Annotated in this window: 21 protein-coding genes; 6 read left to right on the forward strand and 15 right to left on the reverse strand. The window is 50.6% G+C overall.

The window, feature by feature from the left end; genetic code table 11:
- The first annotated feature begins 228 nt into the window (after positions 1–228).
- Together AC4QZR_RS11645 and lysS are read left to right on the forward strand one after the other, a co-directional pair.
- Positions 229–1257, forward strand: a complete 1029-nt coding sequence (locus AC4QZR_RS11645; protein ID WP_494481074.1) for a hypothetical protein — start codon at positions 229–231, stop codon at positions 1255–1257.
- A gap of 744 nt (positions 1258–2001) precedes the next feature.
- Positions 2002–3528, forward strand: a complete 1527-nt coding sequence (lysS, locus tag AC4QZR_RS11650) for a lysine--tRNA ligase (RefSeq protein WP_494481075.1) — start codon at positions 2002–2004, stop codon at positions 3526–3528.
- 89 nt (positions 3529–3617) lie between these two features.
- On the opposite strand, the gene AC4QZR_RS11655 is transcribed toward lysS, so the two are convergent.
- The 3 genes from AC4QZR_RS11655 to AC4QZR_RS11665 form a co-directional block, all read right to left on the reverse strand.
- Positions 3618–4124, reverse strand: a complete 507-nt coding sequence (locus AC4QZR_RS11655) for a YtxH domain-containing protein (protein WP_494481076.1) — start codon at positions 4122–4124, stop codon at positions 3618–3620.
- Between the two features lie 235 nt (positions 4125–4359).
- Positions 4360–4689: a YtxH domain-containing protein gene (locus tag AC4QZR_RS11660; protein ID WP_494481077.1), complete on the reverse strand. Its 330-nt coding sequence runs from the start codon at positions 4687–4689 to the stop codon at positions 4360–4362.
- 180 nt (positions 4690–4869) lie between these two features.
- Positions 4870–5259: a CsbD family protein gene (locus AC4QZR_RS11665; protein WP_494481078.1), complete on the reverse strand. Its 390-nt coding sequence runs from the start codon at positions 5257–5259 to the stop codon at positions 4870–4872.
- Positions 5260–5450: 191 nt separating this feature from the next.
- Between AC4QZR_RS11665 and AC4QZR_RS11670 the strand changes: the two genes are divergently transcribed.
- On the forward strand, positions 5451–5681 hold the full coding sequence (locus AC4QZR_RS11670) for a Kazal-type serine protease inhibitor family protein (RefSeq protein ID WP_188502520.1): 231 nt from the start codon (positions 5451–5453) through the stop codon (positions 5679–5681).
- Between the two features lie 17 nt (positions 5682–5698).
- Positions 5699–6070: a cupin domain-containing protein gene (locus AC4QZR_RS11675; RefSeq protein ID WP_494481079.1), complete on the forward strand. Its 372-nt coding sequence runs from the start codon at positions 5699–5701 to the stop codon at positions 6068–6070.
- Between the two features lie 251 nt (positions 6071–6321).
- Here AC4QZR_RS11675 and AC4QZR_RS11680 read toward each other — a convergent pair whose 3' ends face one another.
- From AC4QZR_RS11680 to AC4QZR_RS11720, 9 genes are all read right to left on the reverse strand, one after another.
- A complete protein-coding gene (locus tag AC4QZR_RS11680) occupies positions 6322–7140 on the reverse strand; it encodes an enoyl-ACP reductase FabI (protein ID WP_188502518.1) in 819 nt (272 codons plus the stop codon).
- Positions 7141–7339: 199 nt separating this feature from the next.
- Positions 7340–9019: a DNA repair protein RecN gene (gene recN, locus AC4QZR_RS11685; RefSeq protein WP_494481080.1), complete on the reverse strand. Its 1680-nt coding sequence runs from the start codon at positions 9017–9019 to the stop codon at positions 7340–7342.
- Between the two features lie 75 nt (positions 9020–9094).
- Positions 9095–9325 (reverse strand): hypothetical protein, encoded by a 231-nt coding sequence (locus tag AC4QZR_RS11690; protein ID WP_494481081.1) that lies wholly within the window; start codon positions 9323–9325, stop codon positions 9095–9097.
- Positions 9326–9394: 69 nt separating this feature from the next.
- Positions 9395–10300, reverse strand: a complete 906-nt coding sequence (gene porD, locus AC4QZR_RS11695) for a type IX secretion system protein PorD (protein ID WP_494481082.1) — start codon at positions 10298–10300, stop codon at positions 9395–9397.
- Positions 10293–10952 carry a bifunctional phosphopantothenoylcysteine decarboxylase/phosphopantothenate--cysteine ligase CoaBC gene (gene coaBC / locus AC4QZR_RS11700; protein WP_494481083.1) on the reverse strand — a complete coding sequence of 220 codons (660 nt, stop codon included), beginning with the start codon at positions 10950–10952 and terminating at the stop codon, positions 10293–10295. The genes porD and coaBC overlap by 8 nt, the downstream gene beginning before the upstream one ends.
- The gene (locus AC4QZR_RS11705) at positions 10936–11496 is read right to left on the reverse strand and encodes a flavoprotein (protein WP_494481084.1); all 561 of its coding nucleotides are present in this window, start codon (positions 11494–11496) and stop codon (positions 10936–10938) included. The genes coaBC and AC4QZR_RS11705 overlap by 17 nt, the downstream gene beginning before the upstream one ends.
- A 5-nt stretch (positions 11497–11501) precedes the next feature.
- Entirely contained in the window at positions 11502–11828 is a 327-nt protein-coding gene (locus AC4QZR_RS11710; RefSeq protein WP_188502514.1) for a DNA-directed RNA polymerase subunit omega, read from the reverse strand.
- Positions 11829–11839: 11 nt separating this feature from the next.
- A complete protein-coding gene (locus tag AC4QZR_RS11715; protein WP_253402525.1) occupies positions 11840–12664 on the reverse strand; it encodes an outer membrane protein assembly factor BamD in 825 nt (274 codons plus the stop codon).
- 55 nt (positions 12665–12719) lie between these two features.
- Positions 12720–14558: an OstA-like protein gene (locus tag AC4QZR_RS11720; RefSeq protein ID WP_494481085.1), complete on the reverse strand. Its 1839-nt coding sequence runs from the start codon at positions 14556–14558 to the stop codon at positions 12720–12722.
- 121 nt (positions 14559–14679) lie between these two features.
- Here AC4QZR_RS11720 and tilS point away from each other — a divergent pair, with 121 nt between their 5' ends.
- Together tilS and mdh are read left to right on the forward strand one after the other, a co-directional pair.
- The gene (tilS, locus tag AC4QZR_RS11725; RefSeq protein WP_494481086.1) at positions 14680–16020 is read left to right on the forward strand and encodes a tRNA lysidine(34) synthetase TilS; all 1341 of its coding nucleotides are present in this window, start codon (positions 14680–14682) and stop codon (positions 16018–16020) included.
- 160 nt (positions 16021–16180) lie between these two features.
- Positions 16181–17122, forward strand: coding sequence for a malate dehydrogenase (gene mdh / locus AC4QZR_RS11730; RefSeq protein WP_253402519.1), 942 nt, complete (start codon positions 16181–16183; stop codon positions 17120–17122).
- Between the two features lie 747 nt (positions 17123–17869).
- On the opposite strand, the gene AC4QZR_RS11735 is transcribed toward mdh, so the two are convergent.
- The 3 genes from AC4QZR_RS11735 to mutL all read right to left on the reverse strand — a co-directional run bounded on the left by AC4QZR_RS11735 (position 17870) and on the right by mutL (position 21574).
- Entirely contained in the window at positions 17870–18784 is a 915-nt protein-coding gene (locus AC4QZR_RS11735; protein ID WP_494481087.1) for a rhomboid family intramembrane serine protease, read from the reverse strand.
- Positions 18785–18853: 69 nt separating this feature from the next.
- Entirely contained in the window at positions 18854–19615 is a 762-nt protein-coding gene (locus AC4QZR_RS11740; RefSeq protein WP_494481088.1) for a rhomboid family intramembrane serine protease, read from the reverse strand.
- A 132-nt stretch (positions 19616–19747) separates the two neighbouring features.
- Positions 19748–21574, reverse strand: coding sequence for a DNA mismatch repair endonuclease MutL (mutL, locus tag AC4QZR_RS11745; RefSeq protein ID WP_494481089.1), 1827 nt, complete (start codon positions 21572–21574; stop codon positions 19748–19750).
- Positions 21575–21653: the final 79 nt, after the last annotated feature.

Below are 21653 nucleotides of genomic sequence, written 5' to 3' on the forward strand. Positions count from 1 at the left end.
CGGACTTCGGGTTATCAATGTTCCCTCTCACAATTACCTCTCTTTTACAGGTATAGGCATGACCAAAACCTGCCTTTAAAGCAGCCACTGCAACAGCATTTTACGGGCATAGAAAATATTTTTCTGATAGTTCATAAACTACTGATTATCAGACCAATAAAATCATTAAAACACTACATTTATACCTGAAATATGCAACTGTTAGCAGGCTAAAAATGTTGTAAATACATGAAAGAGAAAGAAGAAGAAAACATCATATCCATGTATCCGGAAGAGCAGAAACAGCTGGACAAGGAATGGTATAAATCCATCCCGGCGCAGGTGTTCCTGAACTACTTTTTCGCGATCAATTACCACCTCGACCACTATGAAGGGATGGGTCTGCAGCAGCTGGCTTACTTTAAGGATGTACCTGCTGCGTTATCGGATGAAGATCTGGAAGCGGTGAAGAAACTCTTGCTCAACAGCTGGAATACAGAGTATGCTCTGCGCACCACAGCCGAATTGGGCGATGAGAACTATATCCGAAATGCCCTGCACTGGACGTTTCCGCAGGCTTACTATACCGTGTTTGCAAGTTTGCAGGCTTTCCTGCATACCCGCCAAATCAAGACCAGCAATGAGTCACTGGTGATGCGCGAAGCGGGCCGCCTGATCGTGAAGAATGCTTACCCGCAGGCGATGAGCTTTTATGCATCGGGGCACTACGATGACTTCCGCATCAACCGTTTGCCGCTGGCGCATTACAAGCCGGGCTTGCAGATTGCGGGCAAGGAGCTCGAAGCGCAGTCGCAGATCGGTCAGTTTCTGAAGACCACGCGTCGCATGAAGGCTAAATCTGTGCGACAGCAGGTGCAGGCAAACCCGAACACCGCCATCCGCAGCAGCCGCACGGGTGAAGTGTTGCAGAAGTTTGGTCCGCAGCATTGGCAGCAGCTGACTTGGCGCATGGGCTATACCACGCTGTTCGATTTGCTTGCCAGGTTGCGCATCTCCAGCTCACACCGCGAGATCGAGCGCTTCGTGCAGTCCGATATCGACTTCAAGCTGTTCCACGACTCGCTGCTTCAGATTGTGAGCTACCTGAACGGTATACATGAGTGCTATGTGGCGCAGGCCATGAGTCTGCAGCAGTACGAGGCCTTTGTGCAGGAACTGCCGGCCTATCTGCAGAACTCGTTTGTGGCAGCCAGACTGCAGGATAAAGTAAAACCGCTTTTGCAGGACGACGAGCAGCAACTCCGCACCGCTGCTTAAGTCCGATTTATTCTACTACATATATGGGAGCCCCGGCAAGTTTTGCTTGCCGGGGCTTTTTTTGTCTGAATCTTTACATAGGGCCCCTACCCCAAGGATTTACAGGATTAAAGAATTGACAGGATTATCGTGCACGATTAACATCCCCCTGCCACCTTCAAAGGGGGAGTTTTCCGCACTGCCGGTTCTCAGGTATAAGTCTTAATTGTGACTGTGACAGGCCACTGATAGGTATAGCAAGACTAACTTGCACGTTCACTACGAAGCAATTCACCTCAGCCAGGTGCTCTTTACGACACTCCACTGTCCGAGCGTTCAGCGAGTTTGGAGGGTCTTGACCTTTTTGCTTACTTTTTGTGTCAAGACAAAAAGTGAGTGCCCGCCGCACAGGCGAAGCAATAGAACAAGATTGGTTGCTATACCTACAACACGCAGTTGAAACACAGCAAGGTATAATCAGCTATACCTGGGCCAGAGGCCCCACCATATTAGTCTCGAGCGAGGACGCTCGCGCCATAGGACATTGCCCGCCGCACAGGCGAAGCTATAATACAACACAGTTTACTACACCTGCACCAGCCGTGACTACAAAGCATAGCCCATGCACAATTGCAACCCCCTACTCCATTTCTCTACTCTATTACCCTTAACCTTTAACAATCACCAATTAACCTTTTAAAAGCTGCTGATTATTTAGCAATTTTGCAGTTTATATATAACAGTCACCTTTAGTACTAAAATCGCATGCAACTCAGCGAACAGGAACTACGCAGACGCCACGAGCGCGAAGAGCTGGAGAAAATGGGCATTAACCCATATCCATCCGAAACATTTGAAGTGACGGCCACGGCCAAAGAGATAAAGGAGAATTTCGATAAGGAGAAGAACAACTACCAGGAAGTAACTCTGGCTGGTCGCTTGATGAGCCGCCGCGTGATGGGCAAAGCCTCGTTTGCTGAACTCATGGACAGCACCGGTCGAATCCAGATCTACGTTTCCCGCGACGACATTGCCCCGGGCGAAAACAAGGACATGTACAACACCGTGTTCAAAAAGATGCTCGACATCGGTGACTTCATCGGTATCAAAGGCTATGCTTTCATCACACAGGTAGGTGAGATTTCGGTACACGTAACGGAGCTGAAGGTATTGACCAAGTCACTTCGTCCGCTGCCGATCGTAAAGCGTGAGGTTGATGAGAACGGCAACGAGATCGTGCACGATGGTTTTACAGACCCGGAACTGCGTTACCGCCAGCGTTACGTGGACCTGATTGTGAACCCACACGTGCGTGAGACGTTCCGTAAGCGAACGCAACTGGTAAACTCCATGCGTTCATACCTGACAAATCAAGGCTACCTAGAAGTAGAAACCCCTATCCTGCAGCCACTGTACGGCGGTGCGGCGGCGCGTCCGTTCAAGACGCACCACAACACGCTGGACATGACGCTATACCTGCGCATTGCCAACGAGCTATACCTGAAGCGCCTCATCGTAGGTGGTTTCGATGGTGTATTTGAGTTTGCCAAGGACTTCCGTAACGAAGGTATGAGCCGTTTCCACAACCCGGAGTTCACGCAGGTGGAACTGTACGTAGCCTACAAAGACTACAACTGGATGATGGACCTGGTAGAGGAAATGGTGGAGAAAGTAGCCATGGACCTGCACGGTACTACAGAGGTAAAAGTAGGTGAGAAAATCATCAACTTCCAGCGCCCTTGGAAGCGTTTCACTATGTTTGAGGCCATCGAGCACTTCACCAAGATCGATATCTCGGAGATGGAAGAGCCGGAACTGCGCCAGACAGCTGAGTCGCTAGGTATAAAAGTGGATCCAAAACTGGGCAAAGGCAAGATTATCGACGAGATCTTTGGTGAGACCTGCGAGCCATACCTGATACAGCCGACTTTCATCACCGATTACCCAGTGGAAATGAGCCCGCTGGCCAAGAAGCACCGCGACAAGCCGGGTTTGGTAGAGCGTTTCGAAGCGATCTGCAACGGCAAGGAAATCTGTAACGCCTTCTCTGAACTGAACGACCCGATCGATCAGCGCGCCCGTTTTGAGGAGCAGCTGGAGCTTGGCAAGCGTGGCGACACCGAGGCCATGGTGCTGGACGAAGACTTCCTGCGTGCGCTCGAGTACGGCATGCCGCCAACAGCCGGTCTGGGCATCGGCATCGACCGCCTGAGCATGATCATGACCAACTCGCATTCCATTCAGGACGTGCTGTTCTTCCCGCAGATGAAGCCGGAGAAGAGGGAAGAGTAAAAGATAAGATTTCATAAAACAGAAATGGCCCGCTAAGGTATAGCGGGCCATTTCTGTTTTATAGGCGCCGGCATCCTGCCGGTTGCTCTTTAGTATCTGTCTCCAGTTTCGTACCTGTCTCTGTTTTCGCCTGACAGGCTGCTTTTTACCTTATTGGTCACATCTTTCAGGCTTCCTTCTGCCTTGCTGATCCACGACTCTGTCTTAACCCTGCCCGTGCCTAGTTTCTCGTTGATGCCGCGGCCTACCCAGGCGGCGGAGTCGGACAGGCGGCGACGGGTAATGCGGCCACTGTCGGGCGCCATCAGTATACCTGCCAGCACACCTACGCTGGCGCCTGCGAGCAGGCCCATGGCGACCCCCAAGGTGCCGCTGCTCTCCCCATGCGAGCCGGAGGAAGAGTCCTTACGACTGCCGCTGCTATACACAGTACGCTGCTGCGTTTGCGGCTGGTGTTTGGGCTCCCGAACTGAAGAATGTGTTACGTTTCCGCTCGATTCTTTGCCTACGTAGCTGTGTGTTGAGGAAGTTCGTGGGGTGTTGCTGTATGTGCTTTTGGACTCTCCCAGGCTGCTGTAATCCGTTTTCGTTCTCATAGTCTTCTTAGGTTATATGTGAATTCTTTCTTGCCAACTTCTTATATGCTCTAAAATAATAACGGGAGTAAAGTCCGAAGGTTAGCGCAATTCAGCTCAAAAGGCCCTAAAAACAAAGGCCCGCCCCAGTTAGGGACAGGCCATTCATCTTTTCAAAGCTAGTCTTCGCCTCAGCGGGCACATATGCCCCGGGCGTGAGCTAAGCTTTTCGTATAGTTCCTGAAAGGGCTATGTACTAAACGTTAGTTACTGAAGAACCACCTGTGTTTGTACCAGCAGATGAGCCAGTAGAGCCAGTTGATGAAGAGGAAGTAGTGCCGCCAGTGTTGCCACCGTTTTTGTTAGCACTACCCATTTTGTTCATGGCTTCGTTGCTCATGTTCTTGATTTCGTCAAGGCCAGTCTGAAGGTTTTTCTCCAGGTCTTTGCTCAGTTTGTTAGCCCACTTTTTGATGCCAGTTCTGGTCTGCTCACCTGTGTCAGGAGCCATCAGTAGACCTGCAATTACGCCAGCGCTAGCGCCTGCCAACAGGGCAAGCATTACTTTTCCGCTATTATCTTTCATAGTTCTGTTTATTATAAATTGTTGGATTTGGTTTCTTTAATTTCAACTGTTGACCTAATAACGAGGAAGCCATGTATTAAGTTATAACTATACTACAGTTTTATACTATACTGCACCTAATTAACGAAAAAAAGCTCAGCAAAACACTTTGCTGAGCTTTTAATTATGATCAGTGTGCTTTTATAAGTCTCTGATCACTTTCATGATCTCGTTTTTGGTTTTGCCTAATTTCTGCTGCAGACGGCCCCAGAGTTCATCCTCCTGTCCTTCCACATATGTCAGGTCATCTTCGGTGAGCTCGGCGTAGTTCTGCTTCAGCTGGCCTTTTACGTCGTCCCAGGATCCGCGCATCACCAGGCTGCTGCCATCGTCTGTCACCTTGTTGCTCTCGAGCTTGTCCATCAGGTTTTTCACGGTGCGCTCCAGGTCCTCACCGGCTTTGCTCAATGTTCTTTTCAGGCTGTCGCGTGTGTCCGGGCCATTGTTGGGGGCCAGCAGTATACCTGCCGCTACGCCTATTCCAATACCGGCCAGCGTGGCCAGCAAAATCTTTCCTTTTTCGTCGTTCATGTTGTTTATCATGTTCTGGTGCTGTTTATTTGATAAGGCTTGGTTTCTTAAAATAGAAAGTATCGTCCTTATACTTATATTCGATTTATTTTACGTTCCATTACATACGGGGCGGTGCATACTTAGTTTGCAGCATGTTGCTCCGCTCCGTCCTCCAATAAGTGCGTATAAACCACAACAAATAAAACACCATGAAAAAAACAGCGTTCGTAACAGCCTTTCTGGCTCTGAGTGTCTTCTACTCCTGCAAAAACAGCGAAATACCCTGCATCGATCAAGCGAAGATCGACCCTGACCGGATGTGTACCATGCAGTACGACCCGGTGTGCGGCTGCGACGGAAAAACCTATGGCAATGCCTGCACAGCTGACCGCTCCGGTGTGACTTCCTATACCAAAGGCGAGTGCGCCACTAAATCCTAAGCTATACCTGCCAGCCTATGACTGAGAAGAAATATTTCAAGCAGACCAAGCCTTTCCGGGTGCCGACCAACGACGGCAAGCTAATAGAAGAACACTTCGGCAAAGTCTCCACACATACCGACGCCTTCAGCGTGGCCCACATGGTGGCGCCTCCGCACTGGGGAGAGCCACACCAGACGCCGGAGTTCGACGAGATCACCATCGTGCTGCGCGGCCGCAAGCTAATTGAGATTGATGGCGAGGAAGTGGTGGTAGAAGCAGGCGAGTCCATCCTGATCAAAGCCGGGTCACGCATCCGCTACTCCAACCCTTATGACGAGGAAACTGAGTACTGGTCGGTCTGCGTCCCTGCGTTCGATTTCACCAAAGTACACCGGGAGGAGGGTTGATTTGAAGATGGGGAGATTTGGAGATTTGAAGATGTGAGAATTTGAAAATGTGGAGATTTGAAAATCTGGAGATGTGCTGTCGTACATAGACAAGAGTGACCGTGGGTTTCGCTACTTTCCACTTAATTCAAACGAGCAAAAGATCAAAAAAAAGCCCCTGATGCATATAGCACTAGGGGCTTTTCATATTTTAAGGACTTGCGAGATTCATTTTCAAATCTTCACATTTTCAAATCTCCAAATCTTAAGGACTAAGACTGCTTATTGAGCATCTCTACCACATCCTCAGAGATACCCATGTAAGAGAAGCCGCCGTCGTGCATCAGGTTCTGCATGGTCACCATACGGGTCAGGTCAGAGAACAGGGTGATGCAGTAATCGGCGCAAGACTCTGCAGAAGCGTTGCCAAGAGGCGACATCTTATCAGCATAGTCATAGAACGCGTCGAAACCACCCACGCCGGTACCGGCCGTTGTTTTAGTTGGCGACTGCGATACCGTGTTTACGCGCACTTTCTTCAGATTACCGAAACGGTGACCGTAGTTGCGGGCAATTGACTCGAGCAATGCCTTGGCGTGCGACATGTCCGTATAGTCTGGAAACACACGCTGGGCTGCTATGTAAGAAAGGGCAACAATCGAACCCCACTCGTTCATCGCGTCCTGCTTCTCAGCCACGTGCATCACTTTGTGGAAAGACAGCGCCGAGATGTCCAGCGTCTTCTGGAACCACTCGTAGTTCAGATCGCCGTAAGACTTGCCTTTGCGGATGTTCGGGCTCATGCCAATGGAGTGCAGTACGAAGTCGAGCTTACCGCCTAAAATCTCCTGCGCTTTGGCAAACAGGTTTTCCAGGTCTTCCACAGAGGTAGCGTCAGCAGGGATGATCTGCGCGTTGCAGGCTTCAGCCAATTTGTTGATCTCACCCATACGCATCGCGATCGGGGCGTTGGTCAACACAAACTCTGCGCCCTCTTCTTTGGCACGCATCGCTACTTTCCAGGCAATAGACTTTTCGTCAAGCGCTCCGAAAATGATTCCTTTCTTTCCTTTAAGCAGATTATAAGACATGTATTTGTCAGGTTAATGTTTTAAAATTTCATGATTCCCGCCAGTTAGGTATAGTCCGCGGAAATCAGGCAGCAATATAGCAATAACTAGGTATAACTCAAGTTCAAAGCAGCCATCATTCACACAAGCCCGCTTCTCCGTCCATCCCCTTTCCTGTTTTTGGTTTAGGATTCCCGGTAAAGGAACAACTCGGGTGAACTTACAACGATAGCAATTCTTTGGCACTCTTGTAGGCACTCGCACTTGGGTTGGCGCCCGCAATCATGTGGGCGATTTCATCCACACGCTCTTTCTCGCTCAGCTTTTTGATGCGGCTGATCGTGCGGTCTTCGGTGTCATGCTTGTACACGAAGTAATGCGAGTTGCCCTGCGCTGCGATCTGTGGCAGGTGCGAAATGGCAATGATCTGGTGCTTCTGCGCCATTTGCTGCATCATCTTACCCACTTTCACGGCCACCTCACCGGATATACCTGTGTCAATCTCGTCGAACACGATGGTTGGTAGGGCGGTCTTGTCGGCCAGCATGTACTTGATGCTCAGCATCAGGCGGGAGAATTCGCCACCGGAGGCGGCCTTCACCAAACTTTGTGGCTGGGCTCCTTTGTTGGCACTGAACAGAATGCTGATCTCGTCGGTACCAGTAGCGGTTGGTGCGGCGGCTTTGTGCTGAATGACAATGCGGGCGTTCGGCATTCCGAGTTCGGCCAGCAAGGTATAGAGCTCCTTTTCGAACTGGCCAAACGAGGCTTTACGACGCTCCGAAAGCACAGCAGCCTTCTCCAGCATTTCCTTTTCGGCCTCTTTCATGGCTTTTTCGGTGCTGGAAAGGGCATTGTCCAGGTTGAGGACACTGCCTACTTTGTTTTCGAGTTCGCGTTGTATTTCGAGGAGCTCTGCAATGGTCTGCACCTGGTGCTTTCGCTGCAAGGTATAGATGGTGTTCAGGCGCTCCTGCACCTCCGTGGTGCGCGCCGGGTCTGCTTCCGTGCGACGCTCAGCGTCCTCCAGTTCACCGGCCACGTCGTTGAGCTCGATCATGCAGCTCTCGGTGCGTGTGCGCAACTCTTCATATTTCGGTGAGAAAGCAGCTAACTGATTGATCAATTGCACGGTGTCTTTCAGGGCCGAAGTGATGTTAAACTCGGATTCAGTGAGGTACTGCACGGCCTGCGTCAGCTTCAGTTTTATGTCCTCGGCATTCTCCAGCTCCTTCAGTTCTGTCTCCAGCTGCTCCTGCTCGTCTTGCTGCAGGTTGATCTCTTCGAGTTCGTTGAGCAGGAAAGTGTTGTAATCCAGCTCCTTCTGCGCCTGCGCCAGCTGATCGGTCAGTTTCTTGTAGTCGCCTTCGAGCTTCTTATACCTGCGGTACGCCTCGTTGTAATCTTTCAGGTAGGAGAGATTGCCCGCATAAATATCCAGTGAGGTGTTGCCCGCATAGATGTCGAGTATGTTGAGCTGGAAACTGGTGTCGCCTAATTGCAGCGTGTCGTGCTGCGAATGGATGTCCATCAGGTTCTCCCCTATTTTGCGGAGCACATCCAGCGTTACCGGCGTGTCGTTCACAAAGGCACGCGACTTTCCGCTCGGGCTGATCTCGCGGCGTAGAATGCACTGTTCATCAAAGTCGAGGTCTTCGGCTACAAACACCTCTTTGAGGTTATACTGTGAAATATCAAACACCCCCTCAATCACGCACTTCTGCTCCTGGTTGAAAAGCAATTTAGAATCAGCACGGTTACCAAGCAACAGTCCGATGGCGCCCAGCATAATGGACTTACCGGCACCGGTTTCACCAGTTATAATATTGAGCACCGGCGATGGATTCATTTCCAACTGCTCTATCAGTGCGTAGTTTTTTATTTTAAGATCAATCAGCATATATCAGGATGCAAGACGCTTGTCACAAGGTATAAGACTTAATGCCCGGACTTAGTTCGATAATTCAGGTGTATTTTAATAAGGTGCTTCAATGTCGTAAATCACTTCCTCTACCTCCGCCACAGGTATAGTGTGCCTGCTACGCCGGCCGTCGAGTAACTCCAGTTCTTCAGCGGAGACATGCTGCAACACGCCCTGCACCACCACGCGGGTTCTCAACACCACTTGCACCGTCTGCTGTTGCAGAAGATCGGGCAGGTGGTCGGCCAATTTGTTTCGATTGATTCTGATCTGGCGTTTGCCCATAGGTATAGCGCACAGGTATACCCATCCGCCCCGTGAAGATACGCGCTTTCTGTGAAATTTGGAAAAGGCTTAGCGTTGGAGAAGTACTTCGTATTTGGTGTTGTTGGTAGGGTCCACCTGCGTGAGCAAGGTATAAGCGGCCTGCTTATCGGCGGGAGCGGCCGTTTTGAAAATATTCACCAACTCATCTGACTTGGCTTCAAAAAAAGAGCGGATCACCGCCGCGCCGGGCTTCTGCTGCGATATCTTCTGGATGTTCCTTAACACGTCGAGCGTCGCCTTGCGGGCTTTTTCCGGGTCCTGCACCATCAGGTCCATCCCCTGGCGATGCATGGTATAGATGCCCTCCCGAAACGGTACAAACACCGGGTCCTGCATGTTGTCGATCATCCAGTAGCGGTTGCGGTTGCCCTCAAACGGACGCCAACCTGGAAAAATAGAGTTCTGTGAAGCTGCCAGGTTCAGGATGCCACGTGCCCGGTCAAAAGAAGGTGAGCCGCCCAGTTTGGCAAAGCTGTCGTTATCAATCCCGATGATCATGTAGGCGTAGTAAGCAAGCATGGCCGACAGGTTACCGGTAAAATTATTTTCGGCAAAGTCGAGCGGTTGAGCCTCGTTAAACTGGAAAAGCCAGTCGCGGTCGATAAACGAGAAAAGTGTGGATTCGTAGCCGGTACCGTAAGCTGGCCGTACCGACACAACCTGCACATTGGCCCGGAAAGTACCAACTTCAGGCATCTCGGTCAGGTTGATCAGGATGCGGCACTTAATGCGCTCATCTACTCTGTAAGATTGGTTTGTCCAGCGGCGGTTGTTCATGAACTCGAAAATGCGGTTCTGCATTTCGGTGAACAATTGCCGGTCTGCAAAAGCTACTTGTTCGCTGTTAACCACCACATCGCACTGCAACTCCTGGGCGCGAGTTCCCAGGGCCATTCCCATCACACACAGCAAAACAAACAGTCGCTTAAACATAGAGTCTCTCCCAGATCAGGTTGACGATATCCTGTGCCACTTCGCTTTTGTGTTTCAACTCAAAAGCTGTGGTATTATCTTCCTCAATAATAGTGATTTTATTTGTATCGTGCTTAAAACCAGCGCCCGGATCATTGAGCGAATTCAGCACGATCATGTTCAGGTTCTTCTTTTTCAGCTTCTCGCGGGCGTTACTGTCTTCGTTGTCTGTCTCTAAAGCAAAGCCTAAGGCAAACTGATCGTCTCGCTTCTCTTTGCCGAGCGCAGCTGCTATATCAACGTTCTTCACGAGTTCAATCGTCAGTTCGGCACCGGTTTTTTTTATCTTTTTGGTAGCAACGACTTTGGGTTTGTAATCGGCTACAGCGGCAGCAAATACCCAAATATCAGCTGCAGGAGCCAGCTGTTTTACGGCCGCATACATTTCATCGGCTGTCGTGACAGGTATAACCGTTATACCTTCGTGCTGTGCCTGCAGGTTAGTAGGGCCAGCCACGAGCTTTACTTGTGCGCCCCGACTGGCAAAGCACTCGGCCAGTGCATAGCCCATTTTGCCGGTCGAGTGATTGCCGATAAAGCGCACCGGATCAATCGGCTCATACGTTGGGCCGGCGGTCAGCACCACGGTTTTGCCCTCAAACAGTTTTTCCAATGCCTGAAAAGTGGTTTTCTAGTACGCGAATAATTTCCTCGGGCTCTGCCATACGCCCCTGTCCTACCAGTCCACTGGCCAGTTCGCCATACCCTGCTTCAATAATGGAGTTTCCATACCCCCGCAGTTTGGTGAAGTTGGCTTGCACTGCCGGGTGCCGGTACATGTCCAGGTCCATGGCCGGAGCCACAAACACCGGGCAACGTGCCGACAAATAAGTAGCTGATAATAGGTTGTCACATAACCCGTTGGCAAATTTGGCTACTGTGTTGGCGCTGGCAGGCGCTACCACCATGGCATCGGCCCAAAGACCCAGCTCCACGTGGTTGTTCCAGACACCCTGCTCGTTGAGCACAAACTCGGTGAGCACCGGCCGTTTGGAAAGGGTCGCCAGCGTGAGCGGGGTTATAAAGGCAGAAGCAGAAGTGGTCAGGATTACCTGTACTTCTGCTTCTGCCTTCACGAGTAGGCGGACCAGCATGGCTGCTTTATAAGCAGCTATACTCCCGCAAACTCCCAATACTATTTTCCGATTCCGGAGCATGCGCCTTACAGCGATATTTCGTCAGTCTCTACGTCTGGTGTACGAACGTATACATTGCCTTCCAGGAATTCCTCGATAGCCAGGTTAGTTGGTTTTGGCAGGCGCTCGTAGTATTTAGAAATTTCGATCTGCTCACGGTTCTCGAATACCTCCTCCAGGTTATCCACTGTTGTCGCAAACTCAGCCAACTTAGAGTTCAACTCTTCCTTCAGCTTCACAGAGATCTGGTTTGCTCTTTTAGAGATCACCGAAACAGACTTGTACACATTGCCGGTCTGCTTTGCGAAGTCGGCCATGTTACGGGTAACGATTGATGATGGAACGATTGCCATATATACTTGATTTATGAATTGCTTGGGTTAGTTTTCTTTATTTTCTCGAGTTCTGACTGCGTGCTGGCGTATACCTGCTCGGCACTACGCAGAAAACGGCTGTCCGGATACTGGTCGATGAAGGCCTGGTAGAAGTCAATTGCCTCTGTGAAACGCTCCTGCTGCTTGTCCGGCACACTATCCAGCCCGTAACGGTACTGTGCATCTATTCTCAAATAAGAGGCTTCCTCAGCATAAGGGGAAGACGGATTTTCACGCAGGAAGTTTGTGAATGCCACTACAGCCGACTTATAGTTACGCAGCTTATAATACAGGCGGGCACTTTCAAAGGACTTCCGATCCAGTTTGGCGCTCAGATCATCGAACATTGTGTTGGCCTCTGCCGCATATTGGCTGTTCGGGTAGCGCACCAGGAATTCCTGGATCGACTCCATGGCCGTTACGGTGCTGGTCTGATCCTGTTCAAAGTCCGGCGAGTCGTTGAAGAGTGACTTGGCCTGCAGGAACATCGCCTCTTCAGCCAACTCGCTGCGCGGGTATGTCTCGTAGAAAGTGCGGAACTGGAAAGCGCTCAGCATATACTCCCGCTGCTGGTAGTGCGTGTTGGCGTAGTAGAAACGGGCTTTCTCGGCCTCTTCTCTTCCCGTCATCAAAGGCATTACCTGCTCCAGCAATTGGTTGGCACGGTAGTAGTCTCCTTTCTCGTAGTATTCGAGCGCGGCTTTGTATTTCAGGTCAACGTCGTTGCTTTTCAATAGCTTTTGGAAGTTGCTGCAGCTGGTTGCAAAAACCAACAGGCACAACATTACGACGGTATGCAGGATTCCTTTGTTCATGAACGGGCAAAATTATACAATATCCCTGTGATTTACAAGCGTGAAAATATAGTGTTTACTGGCGGACCGGCGTCGGTTTGGCAGCAGGCTTTTTGCCTTTGGACTGACCTGACTTGGTTCCCGATGCCTTGCCTTTTGCTGGCGTACCGACTTTTGCAGGCGCAGCCGGTTCTTTTACCGATGCCCGCGGGTTCACCACCTCATTCTTATCGGGTCTGAGTTCTTCCAGCCAGGCAAATCCCTCCAGCCTTCGATCAGAGGCCTGCAACTCGTGCGGTGGTATGAATTTAGCCTCCGGATTAACAAGAAACGAAATAGATTTGACTTTATTTTCTGCAAAGTTTAAAACCATATCGCTACACACGGCCCGGTTCATACCTGTCAGCACCGAATCGCCCTCCAGCGCAAAATAAATGCTCTCGCCGTTGCCATTCACATTCACCCGCCGCATGCGGCCGTCCTGAAAATGCGCCACCATGTTGCGGCCTTTCACCTGGTTGTAGTTCTGGAGTGAGTCTTCGGAGGTGATAAATGAGTTATTGAAGATGTACATCTTGTCGATGGTCTTGTTGCGCATGTGGATGCGGATGGTATCGCCCACGATCTGGCTCTGCTCACTCCACAGTGTTGGGTTGCGGTGCATGTACATCAGCGAGTCAGTCCTGTTGTAGCTGAGCGAGTCGCACGTGCCCTGCAGGTCTGATTTGAAGATCTTCACGTTGTTAAAAGCGAACAGCATACTCGGCTGTCCGTCTGCCTTTGCCTCGCGGGAAATAAGCGAATCGGCGGACATGTACAGCGTGTCGCCGTCCATGATCGATTCCATCACCGGATTGCCCCATACCTTGGCCACGCCCTGCTCGCGCCAGTACCGACCGACCTGTCCGCGTATGGTCACGTCGTCTTTGAGGGAACGCATGGTCATATTCACTTTCGCCTCTCCGTAGCCACGGGCTTCGTCATAGTACAGGTCATCGCCTCCCAAACGGTACTCCGGCGTCACGATATAGGCATTGCGACCAAAGCGCGACACTTTGGTGACGGTATTGTAAGTACCCTGTTCCGCATAAAGGTCGCCATTCTGGCCTTTTATAAAAGTTGGCCCCTGGAAGTAAACTACCTTGGTTTCGGTGTTGTAGCGCATGTTCTGCGCCGTGATCTCGTAGTCTGGCGAGAACACTTTTACGTTCTGCTGGAAGGTGAAGACCTTGGAATTCGTGTCATATGTGCCGCGCTGGCTCTGCAGGCGGTTTTCGGGCTGCACGATGGTGCCGCCTTCGGTATAAACTGCCGTGCGTGAATCCATATTGTAGTCCAGGGTTGGCGTCGTGAGCGTCATGTTGGGGTCCTGCATAGTCACGCCGCCACTCATTTTGGCGGTGCGTTTGGCGCCATCGTAAATCGCCTTCGTGCCTGTCATCGTTACGGTATCGGCCTGGTTGATGCGCACGTTACCAAAAGCCTCCAGTATTTCGCTGTCACGGTACTGGTACACTGAATCAGCATAGAGCAATGTCTCCTTCTGCTTAAAAATCACATTGCCGATCAGCTTGTTGACACGCTTCCCATTGATGATTGTGCCTATCAATTCTTCTGTATTTTTCAATTGCACCCGATCCTGCTGTCCCTGCTGCTGAGGCCCTTGCTGTGCCGGCGTTTGCATCGGACGTGCTGTATCCTGCTGTGGTGTCGTGCGGGGTTGTTGGGGAGCCTGCTGCGGTTGGTTGAGGCGCGGCTGTGGTGGCTGTTGCTGCGGCACAATTTTGGGCGGCTGCGGCGGACGAACTTTCTGCGCCGCCTGTCGCGGAGTCACCGGAGGCTTCTGCTCCTGCGCCAAAACTGTCAGCGACAATAGCGTAAAGAGAATAGAATAGACTAGTTTTGTGATGTTCATGCTTTATGGACAAAAGACAAGGGCTTGATCAGAGATGACGTTTCATTCCAACGTTGCTATACCTGCAGCCTTTGCCTGATCTTAACTTCAAAATTATAAAAAATATACCAGCCGCTGCCTTATGCTACAGAAAGTTTCCGGTTTCATCCAATCCCATACCCTTTGCGAGCCCGACAGCAAAATACTGGCGGCTGTGAGCGGCGGCATTGACTCCATTGTGCTTTGCGAAGTGCTGCACCAGCTTAAGTATACGTTTGCCATTGCACATTGCAACTTCGGGCTACGTGCCGAAGACGCAGAGGCCGACCAACTCTTCGCCAAAAAACTGGCCAAAAAGTACGAGGTGCCCTTCTTTACCGAGAATTTCGACACCCGGGCCTTTGCTGCGCAGGAGAAACTTTCGACCCAGATGGCAGCCCGCACACTCCGCTATACCTGGTTTGAACAGGTGCGCCAGCAGGAAGGTTACGACTATATTGCCACAGCCCATCATAGCAACGACCTGACAGAGACCATATTGCTGCACCTCACCAAGGGCACAGGTATAGCAGGGTTCCACGGTATACCTGCCAAAAACGGCTACATCATCCGGCCAATGCTCACCGTTACTAAAGACGATATTTTCGATTTCGTGACCGAGCAGCGACTGATCTGGCGCGAAGACACCTCCAACGAGACAACAAAGTACCAGCGCAACAAAATCAGGCATGAGGTAATTCCGGTGCTCAAGGAAATCAACCCGAACCTGGAGGAAACCATGCAGCATACGGCCGAGCGGGTAAGTCAGGCCGAGGCCATCGTGCACGCCTACATCGACAACCTGCGCCAGCAAAGTATAAAGGAGGCCGAAGACGCCGTATACCTGTCATTGGTGCCGCTGCAGAACGCGACGGGTCTGCCGGTTGTGCTGCACGAGCTGTTGAGACCTTTTAATTTCAGCTATACCGTGGTACTGGAACTGGTGGAGGCGCTGGAAGGTATACCGGGCAAACAATTCGACTCGCCGAGCCATACCCTGGTCAAAGACCGCGACCAGCTCGTGATCACGCCCCGCAACCTGAGTCGCTTTGGCAGTGTAAGCATAGCCGAAGGACAGACTGAAGTAAACGAGGAGCACGTATACCTGACGCTGCGCTATGTACCTGCCAGTGAGTATAAGCTCAACACAAAACCCCATGTGGCTGCCCTGGATGCCGGCTTACTTAAATTCCCGCTGAAGTTGCGCCCCTGGCAGGAAGGCGACTGGTTTGTACCGCTCGGCATGAACGGCAAAAAGAAAATCAGCGATTTCATGATCGACAAGAAGATCCCGGCCAACCTTAAAGCCAAAACGCTGGTATTGGTATCAGAGCAGTCTATTGTCTGGATTGTGGGCCAGCGACTCGATAACCGCTTTAAAGTAACTGAGAAGACGGAACAGGTGCTGGAGGTCTCGTTGCAGCGGAAGCCTGCGGCTTCCTGACAAATGAATCCTGGACAAAAGCCTTCATGTACGGATAATTAAAAATCCTTTGTCTTTTGTCACATAGTCTTTTGTCCGAAAAGCACGCTTTTAACAATAGATTTTTCTAATTTTACGGAAGTAAACTGATTCTCAAACCATAATTAAAGTATATCCTACAATGAAAGTAACCGTAGTTGGAGCTGGTAACGTTGGTGCGACATGCGCCGATGTATTGGCTTACCGCGAAATCGCGAACGAAGTAGTTTTAGTGGATATTAAAGAAGGTTTTGCTGAGGGCAAAGCGCTTGATATCTGGCAGAAAGCTCCCATCAACCTATACGACACGCGCACTGTTGGCGTAACCAACGATTACAGCAAAACTGCGGGTTCTGACGTGGTAGTAATCACATCTGGTCTGCCACGCAAGCCGGGCATGACGCGCGATGACCTTATCTCTACCAACGCCGGTATCGTGCAGTCGGTAACAGAAAACATCGTAAAGCACTCGCCTGACGCCATCATCATCGTGGTTTCTAACCCACTTGACGTGATGACCTACGCAGCGCATATCACCTCTAAACTGCCACGCACCAAGGTTATGGGTATGGCTGGTATCCTGGATACTGCCCGCTACAGAGCATTCCTGGCTGAGGCCCTGAACGTATCTCCAAAAGACATCCAGGCAGTACTGATGGGTGGCCACGGCGATACCATGGTTCCACTTCCACGCTACACAACAGTAGGTGGCATCCCGGTAACTGAGTTGATCGACGAAGAAACACTGAACGCTATTGTTGACCGCACCAAGAACGGTGGTGGTGAACTGGTGAAACTGATGGGTACTTCTGCCTGGTATGCACCGGGTTCTGCGGCTGCTCAGATGGTGGAGGCGATCGTGCGCGACCAGCGCCGTGTATTCCCTGTTTGCGTGAAGCTCGAAGGTGAGTATGGCATCGATGGCGTATACCTGGGTGTTCCGGTAATCCTGGGTAAGAACGGTATCGAAAAAATCATCGAACTGCAACTGAACGAAGACGAGAAGCAACTGCTTGAAACCTCACGCGGTCACGTGAAAGAAGTAATGGAAGCGCTGGATAACATCAACGCCTCCAAAGCTTAATCGCTATACCTACTTATTGATACGAAATGCGCCGCTTCTGCAAAGGAGCGGCGCTTTTTTTGTTTGAATTTTTACATAGGGGCCTTACCCTCAGGATTGACAAGATTCTCACAGATACCGGGTCCAACCACCCCTACCCCCTCCTTATCCAAGGCGGGGAATCTGTAACTACCAATTCTCTAGGTATATACTATGTAGCTACAGTTTCATGTGCACGATTAACATCCCCCTGCCCCCTTCAAAGGGGGACCTTTCTGCCATTGCTATAGTTAGGTATAAGTGCTGTAGGATTTGACACATGCCATACGTACCACTGGCAGGTATAGCAAGGCTAACTTGCACCTGCGCCATGAAACAAACAGCATTAGCCAGGTGCATTTTTCGACGCTCCACTGTTTGAGCGTTCAGCGAGTTTGAAGCGTCTTGATTTTTTTGCCTACTGGGGGTAGGGGCCCTCTTTCTTTTCATCAAGGAAAAAAGTAAGGCCTGCCCGGCCAGGGCAAGCTATAAAACAACATAGGTTGCTATACCTTAGTACAAGCCTTAGCTACACAGCAAAAACTGCCCGCCGCACAGGTGAAACTATAAAGCTATTCGAGTCGCTATACCTGTGATTGCAATTGCTAGAAAATAAAGTAAGCTATACCTATACCTGGGCCGGAGGCCCCACCATAGCAGACACGAGCGAGGACGCTCGCGCCATCGCACAGAGCCCCGCTGGCCAAGCGAGAAAATAATTATACCTGATTAATCCTTCTGACTTGCCTGAAACAGCTTTTGTTTCTCTTCTTTCGAAAGACTCTCGTAACCCGACACAGAAATCTTATCTAAGATCAGATCAATCTCCATTTGGCTGGGCTTGCCGGCATACCCTGTGTGGTAGCCAGAAGATGGGCGGGAATCATTCCCGACTGTGGCTTTCTGCCGGTGCGTTACCTTCAGTTTCGGACGGCGCCTGAACAGGTTTGTGAAGAAATCCATGGTGCTGTGTAAGGGACGTCCCATGTCGCGGCCGCGCTGCAGTTGCTTCACGAAAAGCCAGCCGAAGAGAGCGCCACCTAAGTGCGCAATGTTACCCCCGGCATTATCTCCCACAGCCCCGGAAATAGACAAAATCACCAGAAAGGCAGCGATGTACTTGATTCGTACCGGACCTATCAGAATCAGGTTGAAGGTATAGTTCGGGATCAGCGTAGCCGCCGACACGACCACCGCGAGCACACTGGCCGAGGCACCGATCATCACGGCGTAGGCAGCACGGTCGGCAAAATACGGGATTAGGTTGTAGCTCAGTATGTAAAGTATACCTCCGGCTATACCTCCCAATATGTAGAGGCTCAGCAATTTCTTTTCACCAAGGTACTCGCGAATCAGCTGCCCGAACCAGTAGAGGTTGAGCATGTTGAAGATGATATGCAGGAAACCTTCGTGAGTAAAGAAATACGAAATGATCGTCCAGGGACGGGTGATGAAAACGAGCGGGTCAGAGGGGAGCGCGATAAATCGCATCAGCCCCGTGTAGGCCCAGCTGCTACTGGTCAGGTACAGTACCGTACGAAGCACGATCAAAGTCACAAAAACGATGACGTTGATCAGAATCAGTTGCTTCAGGGTATTGTTTTGCTGCCGGAAAGAGTCTTTTATGTCTTGGATGATACTCATTATACCTGTTAGCTGAAAAGAGCGGAAAGGCTTTTATGCCTTGCTATCTTATACTTATTGTTTTTACTATTACGTATCCTGATAATCGTTGCGTTGCCACATTTTAATAAGAATGTACGCAAACAGCATACCTCCCAGGTGTGCAAAGTGCGCCACGTTATCGCCCGGCACCCTGTTAAAGCCCGTGTACAGCTCTATAGCCCCATAAGCAAACACAAAATATTTGGCCTTGATGGGGAAAGGCAGAAACAACAGAAAGAGCTCAAGATTAGGGAAGAGCATACCAAATGCCATAAGCACTCCAAATATGGCACCAGAGGCACCTAGCATTGGTGAATTAAAGGAAGCACTAAATGCACTTCGTACTATACTGCTTGTATGCTCAACAAATTCCGGACTATCAGGATTGCGTTGAAAATTAATGGCTAAACTCTTATCGTAATTACCAGAGAAATGCGACTCCATAAAATTATGAAAGCCAACCGGAGTCGGATTTTCGATATACTGCACTGCTTCTTGCTCTAGGTTATGCAATTCATATGCACGCACTCCAGAGTACATTAAACTAGCCCCTATACCTGTAATCAAATAGAAAGCTAAAAAGCGCTGTGAGCCCCAGAAGCGCTCCAGTAGAGGCCCAAAAATGAACAACATAAATAGGTTGCTGAACAAATGCGCCCAGCCGCCATGCAGAAACATGTGTGTGAATATCTGAACCGGCTGGAAATAGTCGGAGCCGAAGTGGTGCAGTGCGAATGATCGGTAGTCGAACACACCAATTGACTGCAGCATGAACACCACCACGTTGATGATCAGGAGGTTCCTGACCATGGGGGTTATATTGAACATCTTATCCTCTTTTCTCGCGTCGCTTGCTATACCTGTTGGCTATACCTATACCTAAGAACGAACTCAGAAAAGCAAAAACAACAATTTAACAATCAACAATTTAACAATTCAAAATCACCCCTTCAGAAAAAGCTCATGCAGCTGACCGAGCTCCATGATAACCAATGTCTTTTGTCCGCCGGGGGTATAGTTAGGTACCTCGCAGCCAAACAGCTTGTCTACGAGCGAGTTCATCTCAAGGTCTGACATGCGCGGCTGCAGCTTGGAAGCCAGTCGCTTGGCCATGGCCCGCGCAAGGTTCTCCCGTTTATCCAACTTGAGCGTGGCCAGATTGTTTTTGTACTGTTCGATCAGTTCCTCGAGCAGCTCTTTCTCGTTGGCCGCCTGCACGTCGGCAGGTATAGCGTTCAGGATGATGGTGTTGCCGCCAAAGTCCTCGAACTGGAAACCCAGTTCCTGAAACTCTGCCCGAAGCTCCTTCACCAAAGTCGAATCTGCTGGCGACAGCTCGATGGTCTGCGGGAAAAGAAGCGCCTGCGAGGTCACCATTTTTTTCTGCAGCGAGGCCATGTATTTTTCAAACAGGATCCGCTCCTGCGCCGCCTGCTGGTCAATGATCATCACCCCTGACTTTACCTGCACCAACAAATACTTGTGATGTACCTGCAAAGTTTTGCTGGACGTGGTCATGGGTGCAGCAAACGTATCGTCGAGCAAGCCCATACCTGATGGCGACGTGATTCGCTCTTCCTGATGCTGTACCGGCTGCGTATTGCGCAAAGGTTCGTAAAGCTGTTCCCAGCCATTGGAACTAGCCTTTTTGGGTGAGGATGGTGCCTTAAAGCCTGAGAATGTGCCTTCATTTTCAAATCCCTCTCCCCCATGCTGCATTCGGATCGGCTGCAACGGCGCAAAGTTCACATCACTCTGAAAATCAAGCGAAGGCGCAATATTATGCGTCCCCAGCGATTTTTTCACGGCAGCATGCACAATGGCGTATACCGTCTTCTCGTCCTCAAACTTGATCTCGGTCTTGGTTGGGTGCACGTTGATGTCGATCCGCTCCGGCTCAATGTCGATGAAAAGCACATAGAACGGATGGCTGTCCTTTGGCAGGAGTCCTTCGTAGGCCGTCATCACGGCGTGGTTGAGGTAGCCGCTCTTGATAAAACGGTTGTTCACGAAGAAGAATTGCTCACCCCGGGTCTTCTTGGCAAACTCAGGCTTGCCGATGTAGCCACGCACGTTCATAAAAGGCGTTTCTTCTTCGCAGCCAGCCATTTGCTCTTTGTAGTTGTTGCCAAACACGCCCACAATGCGCTGACTCAGCTTACCTGCCGGCAGACTGAAAATCTCTACATCGTTGTGGTGCAGCGTAAAAGCTACTTCCGGGTACGCCAGCGCCACCCTTTGGAATTCGTCGAGGATATGGCGCATCTCCACCGCGTTCGTCTTCAGGAAGTTGCGGCGGGCGGGTACGTTATAGAAGAGATTTTTAACAGCAATAGATGATCCTGCAGGTATAGCAGCGGGCTCCTGCGACACCACCGTGGAGCCTTCTACCAACAGGCGCGTGCCTGTTTCGGCGCCGTGCGGCTTTGTTTTAAGCTCTACCTGCGCCACTGCTCCGATCGAGGCCATGGCTTCGCCCCGGAATCCCATTGTACGGATCCGGAAGAGGTCCTCAGTGGATTTGATCTTGGAAGTGGCGTGTCGCTCGAAACACATGCGGGCGTCAGTTTCCGACATACCGATTCCGTTGTCCACTACCTGCACCAGTTGTTTTCCCGCCTCCTTCACGATCAGCTGCACGCTGGTGGCGCGGGCGTCTATGGCGTTCTCGAGCAACTCCTTCACAACAGATGAAGGCCGCTGCACCACTTCGCCGGCAGCTATCTGGTTGGCAAGGTAATCGGGCAATAAGTGTATAATATCGGACATCCGCTATTTCAAATTCAATTTAATGGTATCTTCCCTTCGGAGCACCCGATTTCCGAAAACGGCCGGGTTTTTGAATATA

It is taken from the genome of Pontibacter sp. YIM B11418, assembly GCF_059278805.1.

Excerpts from the sequence above, each read along its gene's own strand:
- AC4QZR_RS11645 (WP_494481074.1), top strand. The coding sequence starts at position 229 with ATGAAAGAGAAAGAAGAAGAAAACATCATATCCATGTATCCGGAAGAG.
- lysS (WP_494481075.1), top strand. The coding sequence starts at position 2,002 with ATGCAACTCAGCGAACAGGAACTACGCAGACGCCACGAGCGCGAAGAG.
- AC4QZR_RS11655 (WP_494481076.1), bottom strand. The coding sequence starts at position 4,124 with ATGAGAACGAAAACGGATTACAGCAGCCTGGGAGAGTCCAAAAGCACA.
- AC4QZR_RS11660 (WP_494481077.1), bottom strand. The coding sequence starts at position 4,689 with ATGAAAGATAATAGCGGAAAAGTAATGCTTGCCCTGTTGGCAGGCGCT.
- AC4QZR_RS11665 (WP_494481078.1), bottom strand. The coding sequence starts at position 5,259 with ATGAACGACGAAAAAGGAAAGATTTTGCTGGCCACGCTGGCCGGTATT.
- AC4QZR_RS11670 (WP_188502520.1), top strand. The coding sequence starts at position 5,451 with ATGAAAAAAACAGCGTTCGTAACAGCCTTTCTGGCTCTGAGTGTCTTC.
- AC4QZR_RS11675 (WP_494481079.1), top strand. The coding sequence starts at position 5,699 with ATGACTGAGAAGAAATATTTCAAGCAGACCAAGCCTTTCCGGGTGCCG.
- AC4QZR_RS11680 (WP_188502518.1), bottom strand. The coding sequence starts at position 7,140 with ATGTCTTATAATCTGCTTAAAGGAAAGAAAGGAATCATTTTCGGAGCG.
- recN (WP_494481080.1), bottom strand. The coding sequence starts at position 9,019 with ATGCTGATTGATCTTAAAATAAAAAACTACGCACTGATAGAGCAGTTG.
- AC4QZR_RS11690 (WP_494481081.1), bottom strand. The coding sequence starts at position 9,325 with ATGGGCAAACGCCAGATCAGAATCAATCGAAACAAATTGGCCGACCAC.
- porD (WP_494481082.1), bottom strand. The coding sequence starts at position 10,300 with ATGTTTAAGCGACTGTTTGTTTTGCTGTGTGTGATGGGAATGGCCCTG.
- AC4QZR_RS11705 (WP_494481084.1), bottom strand. The coding sequence starts at position 11,496 with ATGCTCCGGAATCGGAAAATAGTATTGGGAGTTTGCGGGAGTATAGCT.
- AC4QZR_RS11710 (WP_188502514.1), bottom strand. The coding sequence starts at position 11,828 with ATGGCAATCGTTCCATCATCAATCGTTACCCGTAACATGGCCGACTTC.
- AC4QZR_RS11715 (WP_253402525.1), bottom strand. The coding sequence starts at position 12,664 with ATGAACAAAGGAATCCTGCATACCGTCGTAATGTTGTGCCTGTTGGTT.
- AC4QZR_RS11720 (WP_494481085.1), bottom strand. The coding sequence starts at position 14,558 with ATGAACATCACAAAACTAGTCTATTCTATTCTCTTTACGCTATTGTCG.
- tilS (WP_494481086.1), top strand. The coding sequence starts at position 14,680 with ATGCTACAGAAAGTTTCCGGTTTCATCCAATCCCATACCCTTTGCGAG.
- mdh (WP_253402519.1), top strand. The coding sequence starts at position 16,181 with ATGAAAGTAACCGTAGTTGGAGCTGGTAACGTTGGTGCGACATGCGCC.
- AC4QZR_RS11735 (WP_494481087.1), bottom strand. The coding sequence starts at position 18,784 with ATGAGTATCATCCAAGACATAAAAGACTCTTTCCGGCAGCAAAACAAT.
- AC4QZR_RS11740 (WP_494481088.1), bottom strand. The coding sequence starts at position 19,615 with ATGGTCAGGAACCTCCTGATCATCAACGTGGTGGTGTTCATGCTGCAG.
- mutL (WP_494481089.1), bottom strand. The coding sequence starts at position 21,574 with ATGTCCGATATTATACACTTATTGCCCGATTACCTTGCCAACCAGATA.